This is a genomic window from Rhodococcus sp. 1168, from assembly GCF_002091955.1.
Taxonomy (GTDB): Bacteria; Actinomycetota; Actinomycetes; order Mycobacteriales; family Mycobacteriaceae; genus Rhodococcoides.
The window spans coordinates 22406-38701 of sequence record NZ_MKKY01000039.1 but is presented as its reverse complement, the minus strand read 5'-3'; the positions used below and the strand labels follow the sequence as shown (position 1 = coordinate 38701).

8 protein-coding genes are annotated in these 16296 nt (G+C 61.7%); 6 read left to right on the top strand and 2 right to left on the bottom strand.

Annotation, left to right across the window (positions count from 1 at the left end; genetic code table 11):
• Positions 1-8 precede the first annotated feature (8 nt).
• The 6 genes from BJI47_RS06630 to BJI47_RS06605 all read left to right on the top strand — a co-directional run bounded on the left by BJI47_RS06630 (position 9) and on the right by BJI47_RS06605 (position 5828).
• Positions 9-905, top strand: a complete 897-nt coding sequence (locus BJI47_RS06630) for a prephenate dehydrogenase dimerization domain-containing protein (protein ID WP_088942999.1) — start codon at positions 9-11, stop codon at positions 903-905.
• Complete coding sequence (locus BJI47_RS06625) at positions 902-1855, top strand: diiron oxygenase (protein ID WP_088942998.1); 954 nt, start codon at positions 902-904, stop codon at positions 1853-1855. The genes BJI47_RS06630 and BJI47_RS06625 overlap by 4 nt, the downstream gene beginning before the upstream one ends.
• 133 nt (positions 1856-1988) lie before the next feature.
• Positions 1989-3032, top strand: coding sequence for an ATP-binding cassette domain-containing protein (locus tag BJI47_RS06620; protein ID WP_088942997.1), 1044 nt, complete (start codon positions 1989-1991; stop codon positions 3030-3032).
• A complete protein-coding gene (locus BJI47_RS06615) occupies positions 3029-3874 on the top strand; it encodes an ABC transporter permease (protein ID WP_088942996.1) in 846 nt (281 codons plus the stop codon). The genes BJI47_RS06620 and BJI47_RS06615 overlap by 4 nt, the downstream gene beginning before the upstream one ends.
• A complete protein-coding gene (locus BJI47_RS06610) occupies positions 3871-4728 on the top strand; it encodes an ABC transporter permease (protein ID WP_088942995.1) in 858 nt (285 codons plus the stop codon). Before BJI47_RS06615 ends, BJI47_RS06610 begins: the two co-directional genes overlap by 4 nt.
• A 209-nt stretch (positions 4729-4937) precedes the next feature.
• Positions 4938-5828 (top strand): alpha/beta fold hydrolase, encoded by an 891-nt coding sequence (locus tag BJI47_RS06605; RefSeq protein ID WP_088942994.1) that lies wholly within the window; start codon positions 4938-4940, stop codon positions 5826-5828.
• A 94-nt stretch (positions 5829-5922) separates the two neighbouring features.
• Here the strand turns inward: BJI47_RS06605 and BJI47_RS06600 are convergent, their stop codons facing one another.
• Both BJI47_RS06600 and BJI47_RS06595 read right to left on the bottom strand, forming a co-directional pair.
• Positions 5923-6921, bottom strand: a complete 999-nt coding sequence (locus BJI47_RS06600; protein WP_176224706.1) for an alpha/beta hydrolase family protein — start codon at positions 6919-6921, stop codon at positions 5923-5925.
• 192 nt (positions 6922-7113) lie between these two features.
• A complete protein-coding gene (locus BJI47_RS06595; RefSeq protein ID WP_088942992.1) occupies positions 7114-16128 on the bottom strand; it encodes a non-ribosomal peptide synthetase in 9015 nt (3004 codons plus the stop codon).
• Between the last annotated feature and the right edge of the window lie 168 nt (positions 16129-16296).

Genomic DNA, 16296 nt, shown 5'->3' with positions numbered 1-16296 from the left:
CTGCTCGTATGACGAGGTTCGACGCAGTGGTCATCGGCGGCAGCGGTGACGTGGGGCGATTGATCGCATCCCTACTCGCCGCTGACGGCGACTCGGTGCTCACCGTCGATCCGGCGACGCCGGGCGTGGCAAGGCCCGGTATCGAACACCTCCTCGGCGACATCGTCAGCCCCGACGTCGAAGTACGAGCCGTGCTGAGCGCTGCCCCGCTGGTCGTGCTCGCGGTACCGGAATCGGTGGCACTCGAGACCGAACTGACCTTCCTCCACGACCGTTCACTTCTGGTGGAGACGCTGTCCGTCAAGTCCGCCTTCGCCCGGAAGGTCGCCTCCGCCGACCCGCCCGGTTCGATTCTGGGCATCAACCCCATGTTCGCTCCATCTCTCGGGATGGACGGCCGCCCAGTTGCCGCCGTGGTCCACCGCGACGGTGGCGCAGTCGAAAACTTCCTCGGACGGATCTCCGACTGGGGCGGCCGAGTCGTGCACGTCGACGCCGAGCAGCACGATCGACTGGCTGCAGCGACACAGGCGCTGACCCACGCCGCAGTCCTTGCGTTCGGTTCGGCCCTGGCAAAGCTCGAAGTGGACCCGAGACTGATCGATTCTCTCGCTCCACCGCCGGCAACCACGCTGCTAGCTCTTGTCGATCGCGTCGCCGGTGGCGAACCGGAGGTGTACTGGGATGTCCAGTCGGGTAACCCCTACGCCGGGCGTGCCAGAAGCGCGCTCGCCGAATCGCTTCGTGAATTGAACGAGATCGTCGCCTCGGAGTCCGAGACCGCTTTCACCGCTTTCATGACGCAGGCCGGCGCTGCGGTCCCGAACCACGATGAATACCGGGCTCTGTGCGCCCATCTTTTCGGTATCGTTCGTGGCACCGCACGCGAGGGGGATCGATCATGATCGAGAAGCCGTCACTACCGGACTTCGACGCGGACGACGTCGTCGAAAGTGCGATCGTGTCACGACTGGCAGGTAACTGGAGCAAGCGTGCCACTGTCAAGAAGAGTGAGCCGGACTTGGACGATCTTTTCGACACCTCGAAGCACGACTACCCCGAGGCTTTGATTCCGTTCGCCGATCACGACGTCTACCGCACTCTTTCGGACACCACACGGGCAAAGTTGCGAGCGTGGGGCTGGATCGCCTTCAACAAGAACGTCATGGACGTGGAACAGCACGTCGTACATCCAGGTTTTGCCCTGCTGGCTCAGGATGCGTTCGACATCGGCATGGGCGACGTACTGGCGATCGCCGTCACACAGGCCATGGTGGACGAGCAATACCACACACTCATGCACCTGAATGCGAGCGCGCTGACGCGCCGCAAGAGGGGGTGGAAACTGCCGGAGCGGTACCTCCCACTCAGCGGCACAGTCCGCAGAAGGCACGCCACTCAGGCGAGAGCCGTCGATTCCAACGAGGCTGCGCTCAACTCACTGGCTTTCATGACGGTGGCCGAGATATCGATTACGTCCTATCTGAATCTGATCGAAGACAACGAACTCATCCAACCGGTGAATCGCGCAACTGTCGCGCTACACAATCGAGACGAGTACTGCCATGCGTCGATCGCCGACGAGATGGCTGCCATTGTGTTCGATTCCCTGAATTCGGGAGATCGTCGGGTGTTTCTCGACGGTCTCGCCGACGGAATGGACGCCTTTTCGAGCAACGATTTCTCGACGTGGTCTGCGATTCTCAACCAAGAAGGCGTTGTCGGCGGGGATCGCATGCTTCGCGAAGTCGAGACGGACGGTAGTCGCAGGCAATTGGTTCAGGACTACGGCGGCATTCGATCTTTGTGCAAAAAACTCGACGTAAAAGACGAAATCGGTATCAATTGGGCTTAGGCGCAAAATTGCCTCGGAGCAACCGGCAGGTAACGTTTCGACGGGGTGCACCCGATGAGTGCATGAAGGATGCCCCTCCCAATTTGCTCCACCGCCCTTCTGCCCGCTCCAGAACCGACCGCACGGAGTATCGATGCCCCTATCCGAGGACGTAGCTGTACTTGTGGAGGACGTCCACAAATCGTTCGGTGACGTTCATGCTCTCCGCGGGATCAGTTTCTCGGCACCAAAAGGGACGGTTCTCGGAGTACTCGGCCCGAACGGCGCCGGTAAGACCACCGTGGTCAAGGTCCTCTCGACATTGCTCAGCCCCGACTCGGGACGAGCTCTCGTCGCCGGACACGACGTTGTCACGGATGCCGCATCGGTGCGTCGGTCGATCATGATGACCGGCCAGTACGCGGCACTCGACGACACTTTGTCCGGCCGAGAGAACATCGAGTTGTTCGGCCGCCTGATGGGCTTGGACAAGAAGGCGTCGAAGACGCGGGCAATCGCACTTCTCGAAGAGTTCGATCTGGCCGACACCGGTAAGCGTCCCGTGCGGGGCTATTCCGGTGGCATGCGACGACGAATCGACATCGCATGCGGTCTCGTCGTCCGTCCCCAGGTCGTGTTTCTGGACGAGCCGACTACCGGACTCGATCCCCGGAGCCGCCAAGGCGTCTGGTCGCTCGTGGAAGCGCTGAAAGCCCAGGGAATCACAGTCCTGCTCACCACTCAATATCTCGAAGAAGCCGATGTATTGAGCGACAACATCATTGTGATCGACAAGGGCACCGTCATTGCCGAGGGGACCTCGGACGAGTTGAAAGCTCGAACCGGTGGCAGCTACTGCGAAGTAGTCCCCCTCGACCCGTCGCAGTTGCAGCATGTGGCCAACGTGCTCGGCGAGCTCCTTCCGCCGGCCAATCGCGTCGATCTCGGGCCGGACGCGGTGAGACTCTCGGTCCCTGCCCCGGACGGCGCAGGAACTTTGTCCGAAATTTTGCGGCGCATCGACACCGCTGGGATCGCCCTCGCCGACATCGCGCTTCGCCGACCGTCACTCGATGATGTGTTCCTCACTCTGACCGGACACTCGCATTCAGGTGATGGCGAGGTACCGGTCTCTACCGACACCGGGCCTCCGACGTCCCCTGTTGCCCGATCCGGAACCGAAGTCGAGTACCGATGACAGCGACGAGCGCGCGCGTGCGTGCAACCGATTCGGACCTTGTCAGCGGTTCTTCGGCGTCCTCCACCGCAGTCCGGCGACAGGGCCGGCCAACCGGATTCGTGCAGTGGCAGGTGTTGACGGCCCGATCCGTGTGGACCATGTTGCGTCAGGGCGAACTGGTCGTTGCGGTCATTGCCCCGCTCATCTTCACCGTCGGCTTCTACCTACCACTCAAGTTCGTCATGCAACTGCAGGGCATCGATTACGCCCAGTTCTTGATGCCGATCATCGTGTTGCAGGCGATGGCGTTCACGGCCATCTCGGCGTCACAACGTGCTTCTTCCGAATCGTTGAGTGGGCTCAACACACGGTTGCAGACCATGCCCGTAGTCGGCGCGGTGCCGCTGCTGTCACGTATAACCTCCGGGGTCGTCCGATCGGTGGTGTCTTTGACGGCCGCTCTCGGCTTCGGTTACGTCATCGGCTTCCGGTTCAGCGCGGGTCTGGGACAGGCCATTCTGTTCTGCGCATTCGCATTGGCGATCAGCACGATGCTCTCCGTCGGCGCAGACGCGATCGGCACTCTGTCGAAGAGTCCTGAATCCACCAGCCAAATGCTCACGCTCCCGCAGTTGATCCTCGGCATGGCCTCGTGCGGATTCGTTCCCGAGTCCGGATTTCCCGAATGGATCCGACCTTGGGTGCGAAATCAGCCGATTTCTCAATTCTCCTTCTCGATGCGCGATATGGCCGAGGGCGGCGTCAGTTTCCACGTGCTGTGGCCTTCGCTCATCTGGATAGCGGGCCTACTGGCGGTATTCATTCCCCTGGCCCTGTGGGCTAGTTCGAGGCGCGCATGACTACCTCGACCGTCGACGCCGGTGGCACAGTGCCGGTAAGCCGACTGACTTTCCCGGAGCCGACCCTCGACTACGCAGAAGATTCTGCGCGTGCGCTCTGGGCGCACAGTCTGATTCAGTGCAAACGGCTTCTCATTCGATGGACTCGTGACCCATCGACGATGATCCAGGCACTGCTCTACCCTGCCTTGACGCTTCTCATGTTCAGGGTCGTGCTCGGCAACTCGATTTCCGCGGCAACGGGCTCACCGAGCGTGTACGGGACAGTTCCCATGATCGCGCTGGTCGGCGCGATGTTCGGATCGATTGTCAGTGCCGTCGGACTGAAGGGCGAGAAGACGAGTGGGTTGCTCAGTCGGTTCGCGACTACGCCCACCCACAGAGCATCCGGTCTGGTCGGCCGCATGATGGCCGAAGCTATTCGAGTGTTGACAACGACAATCGTCATAGTAGCGGTGGGCATGGCTCTCGGTTTCCGCTTCAACCAGGGCATTCCTTCTGCTATTGCGCTCTTGTTGCTACCGATCGCGTTCGGGATCGGCTTTGCGGTGATGGTGACTTTCCTTGCGACCATCGCCGGCGACTCCCCGCTCGTCGAAGTCGTGTCCATCGCCTGCACATTGCTGATGTTCTTCAATTCCGGTTTCGTACCGGTCGCTGCGTACCCACCGTGGCTTCAGCCTGTCGTAGCCGCTCAGCCCATGTCGTGCGCGGTCGATGCAATGCGCGGCTTGTCACTGGGAGGGCCGGTATTGGTCCCGGTGTTGCAGACGCTTGCCTGGGCAGTAGGCATGGTGGCGGTGTTTTTGTACCCCGCAATCCGAGGCTACAAGCGTGCGGCCGAGTCTGGATAGTAGGTAAAAGTTCACTTATCTAAGCTTTCAGGTTGTTTTACCTGCAACCGGCGCTGTTATCGTGAGAGACGAACCGGAGACGAACCTCGCCTCTGGTTTTTGCTTTGAGCCGCTACTTCCGAGTAGTCGAACCGAACGAAGGGTCGTTGTACGTGCCGAAACACAGAGGCAGGGTCGCTATAGCTCTCGCGTCCGCGGCGTTTATCTCGATGGGCAGTACAGCAGTTGCGGCTCCGTTGGCTGTCGCGGAGGAGTCTGTTTCCCCGTTGCCACCCGAGTTCTCCGACATGGGGCCGGCCCCGGCAGGCGCTAACGACTGGTCATGCGTTCCATCCGAAGCACACCCCCGTCCAGTTGTCCTCGTACATGGCACCGGTGTGGATATGGCCACGACGTGGCAAACGATGGCACCTGCACTAGCCGGTGAAGGCTACTGCGTGTACGCACTCGACTACGGTGCCGTGCAGACGCTACTCGACCCGAACCAAGTAATCTGGGGCCTCGGTGACATCCCGACTTCGGCGGCGCGTTTGGCAACCTTCATCGACGCGGTACTTGCTCGAACGGGTGCGCCGAAGGTAGACATCGTCGGCCACTCACAGGGTGGAACCCTCGCCCGCCAGTACCTCAAGTTCAACGGTGGCTTCGATAAAGTCGAGAACTTGGTCACGCTCGGTGGCACCAATCACGGGACCGACTTCGGTGGCATCGAGCAGATATATCTGCTCCTTGCGGCCGCTGGACTGGATCAGACAATCATTTCGGAGCTGCTCTTCGGTTTGACCGGCCTCGGCACCGCCGGTCGTCAGCAATTGATCAGCTCTCCGTTTTTGCAACGGTTGAATGCGGGCGGTGAAGTAGAACCGGGAGTGCGGTACACGGTGGTGGGCACTAAGTTCGACAAAGTCGTCACTCCTCCCGAGCGAACTTTCCTCGATCCGAGCGGTTCAGCCGAGGTCCGCAATATGTGGGTTCAGGACGGCTGTGAGTCCAACACAGTTCCACATCAGGGCTTGACCTTCGACGACCGTGTCACCTACATCGTCCAATCTGCACTGGACCCGACTTTCTCGGCCAGGAACGCAGCCCCGTGTTCCTGACGAGGCAATAGCGTCGCCGCTGCTGCTGTTCACATGAAGAAGGCCCCATCCGTAATCTTCCCGGATGGGGCCTTCTTCATGTGTGAATCTACTTTCAGACTCCGAGCGCTCGTGCGAGCACAGGCCACGAGTTCTTCAGATCGTCCTGCCAGTAACCCCACGAATGGCTCCCGGAATCACGGAAGTTGAACGTGGCAGGTATACCGAGTTCACCCAAACGGTTGGCCATGTTGTGGGTGCAGTAGTTCGTTGCGGCTTCGATGACTCCACCGACGACGATTTGGTTCGCCAGCACGTCTGGCTTTCCCTCGATCTCAGGACCGTTCAGAGTGTCGTACTCCCCTGGTAGTCCGTTGCCATTGGAGATGTAGAGCTCGAGACCGCGGAGGCTTTCTGCATGTACGTAGGGATCGTTCTCGACCCACATCGGATCGTCGGTCGGCCCCCACATGTTGCGCGTATCTCCGCCACCCCAGGTTTCGGTGGTGAGCTTCACGAACCGCTGGCCGATTGGGTCGCTGGTCTGAGCACACCCGCTGTACGCAGCAAGGCCCTTGTACAGACCCGGCGCCTTGATTGCCAGTTGCATAACCGAGGTACCAGAGGAGGACACACCGGCAATCGAGTTGACGCCGTTCGTACCGAGACCGGCATCGATCAGCGGAGGCAGTTCCTCGGTGAGGAACGTTGTCCACTTGTGCACGCCGAGAACTGGGTCGGCCTGCTTCCAGTCGGTGTAATAACTCCACTTGCCGCCGACCGGGGACACCACGTTGACGTTCTTGTCTGCAAAGAAGTCGATCGCATCCGTGCGGAAGCGCCAGGTTGCACTGTCTTCGCCACCGCCCGCACCATTCAGAAGATAGAGAGTCGGACGAGGAACACTCGTGTCTGCAGGGCGCCACACATCGACTGGGATCTCTTTGTCCATCGCCGCGGAGTACACGTAAACGATCAAATGCTGGTCGTCCAGGACCTCCGTCTTGGTGATGCGCGAACCGTCCGGGGCGGTAGCCGATTCAACGATCTCACCGGACTCGGTCAGCGGGTCCGCGAATGCCGGTGCGGCAGTAGCGAATGTACTGGCCGCCATGGCGGCTGCTACCGCGACGAGCGTACAACGACGCCGGATCGATCTCGGCCGCTTCTGATTCATCTATGCCTCTTCTGTTTCATCTATTGAGCTCACCTTCGTCCCGAGTGTTCACCCACACTAGCCACACGTGGGCGACGTCCTCGACACGGATCAATGCTGTGGTGTTTGTCGGGTTGATCCTGACAACCGTTACAAGAACGAGTCCAACACGGGTCCGATCTCGGACAGCGCCTGCGGTGACGTCATCTGCGAGTGCGAACCTGAAACAGACTGTTCAACGATGTCGCCGACGTAGGGCGCCCATCGCTGAGCGGCGCCGACCTCGGATGGCAGATGTTCGGTCGCACCGAAGTACAGCAGGTCACCACTGAACTTGGTCGGACGGTATTCACTGATCAACTCCACGGACCGAACTGCACTCGCGAAGATGCGCTGCAAACGATCACGGTCGATCACTGCCAGATCCGACGGAATTGCCCGCAGCAAACGATCGGCATCACCTTCCGAGAGGTTCCCGTTTTCGATGCCACTGACGTCGATTCCCACCTCCGCCAACGCCTCTCTCAGCTCCGTCCGAAAATCATCGACACCGACGTCGAGATGGCCGTCCAGCATGGCCAACGTGCAGACACTCTCACCCACTCTCTCGAGTTCGACGGCCATAGCGTGCGCGATCACCCCGCCCAGAGACCATCCCATCAACCGATACGGTCCCTTCGGCTGGAGACGCCTGATCTCGTCGACGTATCGAGATGCCAGCTCTTCGACCGAACGTGGTAGTTCTGTGTCCTCGGACAGAGCGGGTGACTGAATCCCGTAAATCGGACGATCGCTTCCGAGGTATTGAGCAAGTCCCGCATAGCACCACGCCAATCCGTACATCGGGTGAATGCAGAACAGCGGCGCACCTTGGCCCCTGTCCGCGCGTATCGCGAGAACCGGACCGAAACCTTCCTCGGCCGCGCCCGCGACACCGGCCTCGATCCGACGGGCAAGTGTTTCCACCGTGGGATCCGAGAACATCCACTGGAGCGGCACAGTTGTCTCCAGTTCGATTCTGAACTGGGACACCACCTGTGTAGCGATCAACGAATTTCCACCCAGCGCGAAGAAATCATCGTCCAACCCGACTCGCTCCACCCCCAGCACCTTCGCGAACACCCGAGCCACAGTCTCCTCGACCGGGCTCGTCGGTGCGCGGAACTCCCGAACCACGAACTCCGGCACCGGCAACGCCTTTCGATCCAACTTGCCGGACGCTGCGATCGGTAACGCGTCGAGAACGATCACCTGAGACGGCACCATGTAGGCCGGCAACGACACACCCACCCTGGCGCGCAGAATCTCAGGATCCAGGGCGACGTCCGTCTCGGTCACCACGTAACCCACCAACTGCTCACCCAGAGATGGATCACGATGCAACACCGCCACCGCCTGTGCCACACCCTCACACCTGCTCAGGGTCGCCTCGATCTCACCGAGCTCTATACGCAGACCCCGCAGTTGCACCTGCGCGTCGCCTCGGCCAACGAAGTCCAATTCTCCGTTTGTCGTCCAGCGCACCAGATCACCAGTCCGGTACATCCGTTCGCCCAGCCCCGCAAACGGATTGGCCACGAATCTGTCAGAGGTGAGCGCACCCCGCGCGTGGTAGCCGCGAGCCAACCCACCACCCGATAGATACAGTTCACCGACCACACCCACCGAAACCGGACGCAACCGCGAATCGAGGACCACCACCCCGGCACCCTCGATCGGGGTACCGATCGTGACCCGGTGCAGCGGGGCGAGGGCCTCGGTAATCGTGATCACGATCGTGGATTCGGTGGGACCGTAGCTGTTGAAGAAACGGCAGACGGGCGCGAACTTCGCCACTAGCTCCGGCGGGCACACGTCTCCGCCGACCACCACCGCCCGCAGATCAGCCAACCCGGCAGGGTCGATCGTGCCCAAGGCCGCGGGTGCCGTGATGACGTGCGTGACCCTTTCCTCGCGAAGCAGGTCTGCCAGCTCGCTCCCTCCGATGACCTCCGGCGGGGCCACCACCATGGTGGCCCCGGCGCTGAACCCTGCGATCATTTCGAACACCGACGCGTCGAAACTCGACGACGAATACCGCAACATCCGCGAAGTCGCCGACAACCCCAGCTCCACCCGGGCATCTCCACAGAACGATTCCAGCCCACTGTGAGTGACGACGACACCCTTCGGGATGCCCGTCGACCCTGACGTGTAGATCATGTACGCCGTATTCGACAACGCGACCGGTGCGGTGCGCTCGGATTCGGTCACCACCGCAGACGCGTATTTGCCGCACGAATCCCGAACCTCGTTTGAATCGATAACTAACCAGTCGATCAGACCTGGAAGCGATCCGGTGTCGGCGCTGGTCAAACCGATCACCACTCCGGAATCGGCCAACATGTACTCGATCCGCTCAACCGGCAACTTCGGATCCACCGGCACGAAACCACCGCCCGCCTTCGCGACCGCCCACACCGCCACCACCGATTCGATGGATCTAGAGAAGGACAACGCCACGAAGACCTCCGGGCCGATGCCCAGCGAGATCAGTAGGCGGGCAAGCCTGTTCGATCGGACATCAAGTTCAGAATACGACATCTCCACGCCGCCGGAGGTCAACGCGACACCCGACAGATTCGCCGCCACTCCCGCGGCAAAAATCTCCGGCAACGTCCGCGTCGGCACCCGCAACGGCGCAGGCTTCGCGTCGACGAGCACCTGCTTCCGCTCTTCCACCTCCAGCAAGTCGATGTCCCCCACCGGAGCCGACGGATCCGCCGCCACGGACTCGAGTAGCCGCACGAACCGCTCCGCGATCCGCTGCACCGACGCAGCATCGAAGATGTCGGCCGCGTAGGAAAACACCCCCACATACCCGCCCTCGCCACCGTCGCGCTCGGCGAGGGTCACCGACAGATCGAACTGCACCGCTTCCCACTCGACCTCGACCGGTGCGATAGTCAACCCCGGAAGATCCACGCCCGACCGGGTGAAGTTCTGGAACGCCAACACCACCTGGAACAACGGCGAAAACGCCTGCGAACGAGTCGGATTCAGGTTCTCCACCAACCGCTCGAACGGCACGTCCGCCCGCGCAAATGCCTCGAGATCCGTGTCGCGCACCCGGCCCACCAACTCGGTGAACGACTGACCGGGCTCGTACTCGGCCCGCAACACCAACGTGTTCACGAACATCCCGACCAAATCGTCCAGCGCCGCCTCACCTCGGCCCGCGATCGGTGATCCGATCGCGATATCCGTGGTGCCGCTCAACTTTGCGAGCAGCACCGTCAACGCCGCGTGCGCCACCATGAACGGTGTCGCACCTTGCTTCCGGGCCAACGACCGCAACCGCTGTGCCGTCGTGGACGGAACTGTGAAGTCCACACTCGCACCCACCCCAGACCGCACCGCCGGCCGAGGCCGATCCGTCGGCAACGCCAACACATCCGGCAGACCCGCCAGCGCACCCGACCAGTACTCGATCTGCTGCGAGAGGAGCGACCCCGGATCATCCTCCGAACCGAGAACCTCCCGCTGCCACAACGTGTAATCCGCGTATTGCACCTCGAGGGGCGCCCAACCCGGCTCGCGCCCGGCCCGCCGCGATGCATATGCCACCACAATGTCCCGGGCCAACGGCCCCGTCGAGACACCGTCTGCACAGATGTGGTGCACCACCATCGCCAGCACGTGCTCGGACTCCGAAACCCGGAACAACGCTCCACGCACCGGCACCGCAGCGGTGACATCGAAACCCCGCGTCAGCAACGCCACCGCACGGCTGCGTAACTCCTCCTCACCCGCGACCGGCACCGGCGTCAGATCCACCGGCACCGCCGACACCGGCACGATGACCTGCGAGGGACCCTCAGTCGAATCCGGGAACACCGTCCGCAACGCCTCGTGCCGGGCGAATACATCACGTACTGACTCCTGCCACGCAACCACATCCAGCTCACCCGACAACCGGACCGCGAACGGAATGTTGTAGGCCGCCGACTCCGGATCGAACTGGTTGAGGAACCACATCCGCTGCTGCGCCAACGACAAGGGAATACGGTCCGGTCGTTCCCTGCGGGTCAGCGCCGTCCGCGCACCCTCACCTACATGCTCCTCGACCCGCACCGACAACGCCTCCACCGTCGATGCCTCGAACATCACCCGAACCGGCACCCGCGTATCCAACGCCGCACCCAACCGGGCCACCACCTGCGTCGCGATCAGCGAATTACCACCCAACGCGAAGAAATCATCATCCAACCCGACGCGCTCTACCCCCAGCACCTCCGCGAACACCCGAGCCACGGTCTCCTCGACCGGGTTCGTCGGCGCCCGAAACCCCCGAACCGCGAACTCCGGTACCGGCAAGGCCTTTCGATCCAACTTACCGGACGCCGCGATCGGCAACGCGACGAGAACCATCAGAACATCCGGAACCATGTACCGAGGCAACAACTCCCCTGCAGCGGCCCGCACCGCCTCCGTGTCGACCTCCCGGCCAGTCTTCGGCACCACATATCCGACCAGTTGCTGACCGAAGTCACCGTCATGAACAATTGCCACCGCCTGTGCCACCGAATCCTGCGCCACCAACGCCGCCTCGATCTCACCCAGCTCGATCCGTAGACCACGCAACTTCACCTGAAAATCGGTCCGCCCCAAATACTCGAGGTCACCATTGTTGTTCCACCGCACCAGATCACCAGTGCGATACAACCGCGCACCCGGCTCACCGAAAGGATTCGCCACGAACCGCTCCGCCGTCAGATCGACGCGGCCATAATATCCGCGGGCCAACTGCACACCAGCAAGATACAACTCGCCTGCAACACCAATCGGTGCCATCTGCAAGCGGCTGTCGAAAACGAACGCCTGCGTATTCCGGATCGGGGTACCGATCGGCACCCTACCCACACTCCCCGGTTCGACTCGGTACACCGTCGAGGTCACGGTCGCCTCCGTCGGCCCGTAGGTGTTGTCGACCACCGCATCCGTTCGGTCCCCCAACCGCGCCGCCAACTCCGGCGGGAACGCCTCCCCACCGACTGACAGATACCGCAACGACGCCGGCAACTGCAACGCCGATTCCGCCGCCAGGAACAACGCCAGCATCGAGGGCACGAACTCCAAAATCGTGACGCTCCACTGCTCCACCATCCGGACGAGATACGCCGGATCACGGTGTCCACCGGGCGCCGCCACCACCAACCGAGCACCAACCAGCAACGGGTAGAACAACTCCCAGACCGACGCGTCGAACGTGACCGGAGTCTTCTGCAATACCGAATCCTCGATCCCGAGCCCGTATCGATCCCGCATCCACGCCATCTGGTTCACCACCGAACGATGACTCACCGCCACACCCTTCGGCCGGCCTGTCGACCCGGACGTGAAGATTACGTACGCCACGTTCTCCGGGCGTAGCGGCGCCACGAGTTCGGACTCCAATATCTCAGTGATCGAGTGCTCCGACAGATCCAACACATCGATGTTGAGAACTCGATGGCCGGAGGCATCGAAATCGTCTCTGGTCGAGGACAACACACACACCGGCGACGCCGTATTCAGAACATAGTCGTTTCGTTCACGAGGCTGATCCGGATCCAACGGCACATACCCGCCGCCCGCCCGGAGTACCGCATAGATACCGACGATCAAGTCCAATGACCTACGCATCCCCAGCCCTACCAACGACTCGGGCCCCACTCCCTCCGCGATCAACCGGCGTGCCAACCTATTCACCCGGCCGTCGAGGTCGGCATAAGTCAACGACTCACCCTCGAACACCACCGCCGTCGCACCCGGCGTTCGGCGTACCTGCTCGCCGAACAGATTCGACAATGTTCGATCCGGCACCGGAACCGACGTGTCGTTCCACAGCTTCATCGCCTCGCGTTCGGCGTTGCTGCGCAAATCGATCTCGCCGACCGCGACCGTCGCATCGCGCGTCACCGCCTCGAAGATCGCAACGAGTTTTGTAGCGAATCCCGCGACCGTGGATTCCTCGAACAGATCCGTCGCGTACGTGATGGTGCCCGAGATCCCGCTCCGTAGTCCTTCGGCATCGAACAACTCGGTCAGATGCCACTCGAGATCGAGTTTCGCACCGATGACGCCCGTTTCCAACGGCGCGATGTGCAAACCGGGCAGCGACACCTCGGACTGAACGAAGTTGTGGACCACCAGCAGAACCTGGAACAGCGCCGAATAGGCAGTCGAACGCGTCGGGTTGAGTGTCTCCAGCAGTCGTTCCAAAGGAACGTCCGGATTACCGAAACCAGCCAGTCCGACTTCCCTGGTTCCGCTCAGAATCTCGGCGAATGACGACGCACTGTGAACGCGGTTGCGCAGAATCAACGTATTACCGAACATGCCCACCAGGTCATCGAGTGCTGCCTCGCCACGTCCTGCGACCTGAATTCCGATGGGTATATCGTCGGCACCACTGAGACGCGCGAGCAGCACCGTCAGCGCCGCGTGAACCACCATGAACAGGGTCAAGTTGTTCTCGCGCGCAATCTGATCGATCCGATCAGCAAGGTCCTTCGCCACCGTGAAGGTAACGGCTGCGCCCCGTGATGACTGCACTGGAGGACGCGGACGATCCGTGGGAAGCTCCAGGAGATCCGGCAGATCCGCCAACGCCTCCGTCCAGTACCGAAGCTGCCGTGAGATCAACGAGTCCGGATCACCCTCGCTACCGAGTACCTCCTGCTGCCACAAGGTGTAATCCGCATACTGCACCTCGAGTGGGGACCAACCCGGCTCTTGCCCCTCGCGGCGAGCGGCATACGCCACAGCTATATCCCGCGACATCGGGGCCGTCGAGCCACCGTCGCCGGAGATATGGTGCACGACGAACGCGAGCACGAAGTCGTGCTCACCAAGCTGAAAGAGCTTGACGCGAAGCGGAACCTCCCTAGCCACGTCGAAACCGCGGCCGACGAACTCGAATACCCGGGCATGCGCCTGCTCCGGAACCACCCACTCCGGACCCAGATCCAGTAACAGCGCCGATACCGGCACGATCACCTGCGACGGACCCTCGTCCGAGTCCGGGAACATCGTTCGCAACGCTTCGTGCCGGTTGATGACGTCGATCAGTGCAGACTGGAGGGCGCTGACATCCAGGTCACCGGACAACCTCATCGCCAACGGAATGTTGAACGCCGCCGACTCCGGATCGAACTGGTTGAAAAACCACATCCGCTGCTGTGCGAACGACAACGGAATACGGTTCGGTCGTTCCCTGCGGGTCAGCGCCGTCTGCGCACCCTCACCTACATGCTCCTCGAACCGCACCGCCAATGCCTCCACGGTCGACGCCTCGAACATCACCCGAACCGGCACCTGCGTATCCAACGCTGCACCCAACCGTGCCACCAGCTGTGTCGCTATCAACGAATTACCACCCAGTGCGAAGAAATCATCATCCAACCCGACGCGCTCGACGCCCAGCACCTCCGCGAACACCCGAGCCACAGTCTCCTCGACCGGGTTCGTCGGCGCGCGGAACTCACGTGCAATGAGCACCGGATCCGGTAATGCCGCGCGATTCAGCTTGCCCCCCGGTGTCAAGGGAATCTCATCGATCAGCACAATCGCCGTCGGCACCATGTGTCGGGGAAGTCCTTCAGCAACGAACTGTGTCAACTCCGTCGCGTTCAAAACGACGCCTTCGACTCCACGAACATAGGACACGAGCATGGTCGAACCCGCGCCGCCACCGGAGTCTGCTCCTGCGCCCGCTGTGCCGCCGACACCCTCACGTGCCACAGTCACGGCAAAATCGACTCCACTGTGAGCGGTCAGTGCCGCATCGATCTCACCGAGCTCGATACGGAATCCTCGGATTTTGACTTGAAAGTCACTACGGCCCAAATATTCGAGCACATCGGCCGCCTTGCGCCACCTGACCACATCTCCGGTGCGATACATTCGTGAACCGTCGGTTGCGAACGGGTTCGCAACGAATCGGTCCGCCGTCAGCGACGTTCGACCGTAGTAGCCGCGGGCCAGTGCCGCACCCCAGAGATACAGTTCTCCCTTGGTGCCTGCAACAGCCGGATGTAACCGCTCGTCCAGTACAGCCGCGGAGACGCCACGTATAGGACCACCGATCGAGACCGAAGTACCGGGCGCGAGTGCATCGCTGCACGTGGCCATGACAGTGACTTCGGTCGGACCGTATGCGTTGAAGAACCTTCGCCGGCCGGCCGGCCGGTCCACGGTCCATCTACTCACAAGCTCGGGCGGACACGCCTCTCCACCGGAGATGACGGTCTCGAGATCGACCAATCCGTCAGGATCTACCGACGCCAGTGCCGCCGGCGTGATGATGGCGTGAGTGACTCGCTCCACTCGCAACAGCTCGGCAAGCTCGCGTCCGCCGTATACCGAGGGGGGCGCAATGACCATTGTCGACGACGCCGTCACTGCCATGAGCAACTCGAATACCGACGCGTCGAAGCTGGGCGAGGCGAAGTGCAGGGTTCGCGACGAGCTCGTGAGGGAGTACAGTTCGCGCAACTCGACGGCGAGATCACTCAGGCCCGCATGGGTGACGACCACACCCTTCGGTACTCCGGTCGAGCCCGAGGTGTAAATCATGTAGCAGCCATGCGTCGCGTGTAGGGGCCGCACGCGGTCGGCTGCCAGCACTGGCGAGTCGTCGTTGCCGACCAACTCGGCGACGAAAGCCTGGTCGTCGAGGACGAGCCAATCCACCGTCGTTGGCAGAGCATCGACGAATTCCGACAGGGTCACACCGAAACGAGCGCCCGAATCGGTGAGCATGTGCTCGATGCGATCGGCAGGATAGTTCGGATCCACGGGCAGGAAGGTGGCGCCTGATTTGGCAATACCCCACACCGACCGAACGGAAGACGCCGACCTCGTCATAGCAACGGCCACGACGTCGTCGGCGCCGAGACCGCGCCCGATCAGGGCACGTGCCAGACGGCTCGACCACGCGTCCACCTCGGCATACGAGAGGTCGGTTCCGTCGGAAGACAGTGCGGAAGCCGACGGGTCGGACTCGACCGCAGCAAGCAGAATGTCGGGCAGAAGTGGGATACGCGGACGTCGGACGCGCGAAGCTCGCCGAGGCCGGGCCTTCGAGCGCGAGGTCCCTGGGGATGTAGTGCTGGCCGAGCTGTTCTGGCCGTCGCCACTCATCGAAGCTCGACTTCGACGGTCACAGAAATCGACAACTCAGACTTGAACAAGACTCACCCTTTGATCTCGATCCGAGGACAAGCCGGGTACTCGTTAAGACCGAGTTCCTCCAGTCGCCCCGTACAGGTATACAACGACAAATTGTCGTCCATGTATACCCCATCGCTC

Bases quoted from the DNA above. Each gene is read 5' to 3' on its own strand.
- BJI47_RS06600 (WP_176224706.1), bottom strand. From the start codon at position 6,921: ATGGCGGCCAGTACATTCGCTACTGCCGCACCGGCATTCGCGGACCCG.
- BJI47_RS06610 (WP_088942995.1), top strand. From the start codon at position 3,871: ATGACTACCTCGACCGTCGACGCCGGTGGCACAGTGCCGGTAAGCCGA.
- BJI47_RS06595 (WP_088942992.1), bottom strand. From the start codon at position 16,128: ATGAGTGGCGACGGCCAGAACAGCTCGGCCAGCACTACATCCCCAGGG.
- BJI47_RS06630 (WP_088942999.1), top strand. From the start codon at position 9: ATGACGAGGTTCGACGCAGTGGTCATCGGCGGCAGCGGTGACGTGGGG.
- BJI47_RS06625 (WP_088942998.1), top strand. From the start codon at position 902: ATGATCGAGAAGCCGTCACTACCGGACTTCGACGCGGACGACGTCGTC.
- BJI47_RS06605 (WP_088942994.1), top strand. From the start codon at position 4,938: ATGGGCAGTACAGCAGTTGCGGCTCCGTTGGCTGTCGCGGAGGAGTCT.
- BJI47_RS06620 (WP_088942997.1), top strand. From the start codon at position 1,989: ATGCCCCTATCCGAGGACGTAGCTGTACTTGTGGAGGACGTCCACAAA.
- BJI47_RS06615 (WP_088942996.1), top strand. From the start codon at position 3,029: ATGACAGCGACGAGCGCGCGCGTGCGTGCAACCGATTCGGACCTTGTC.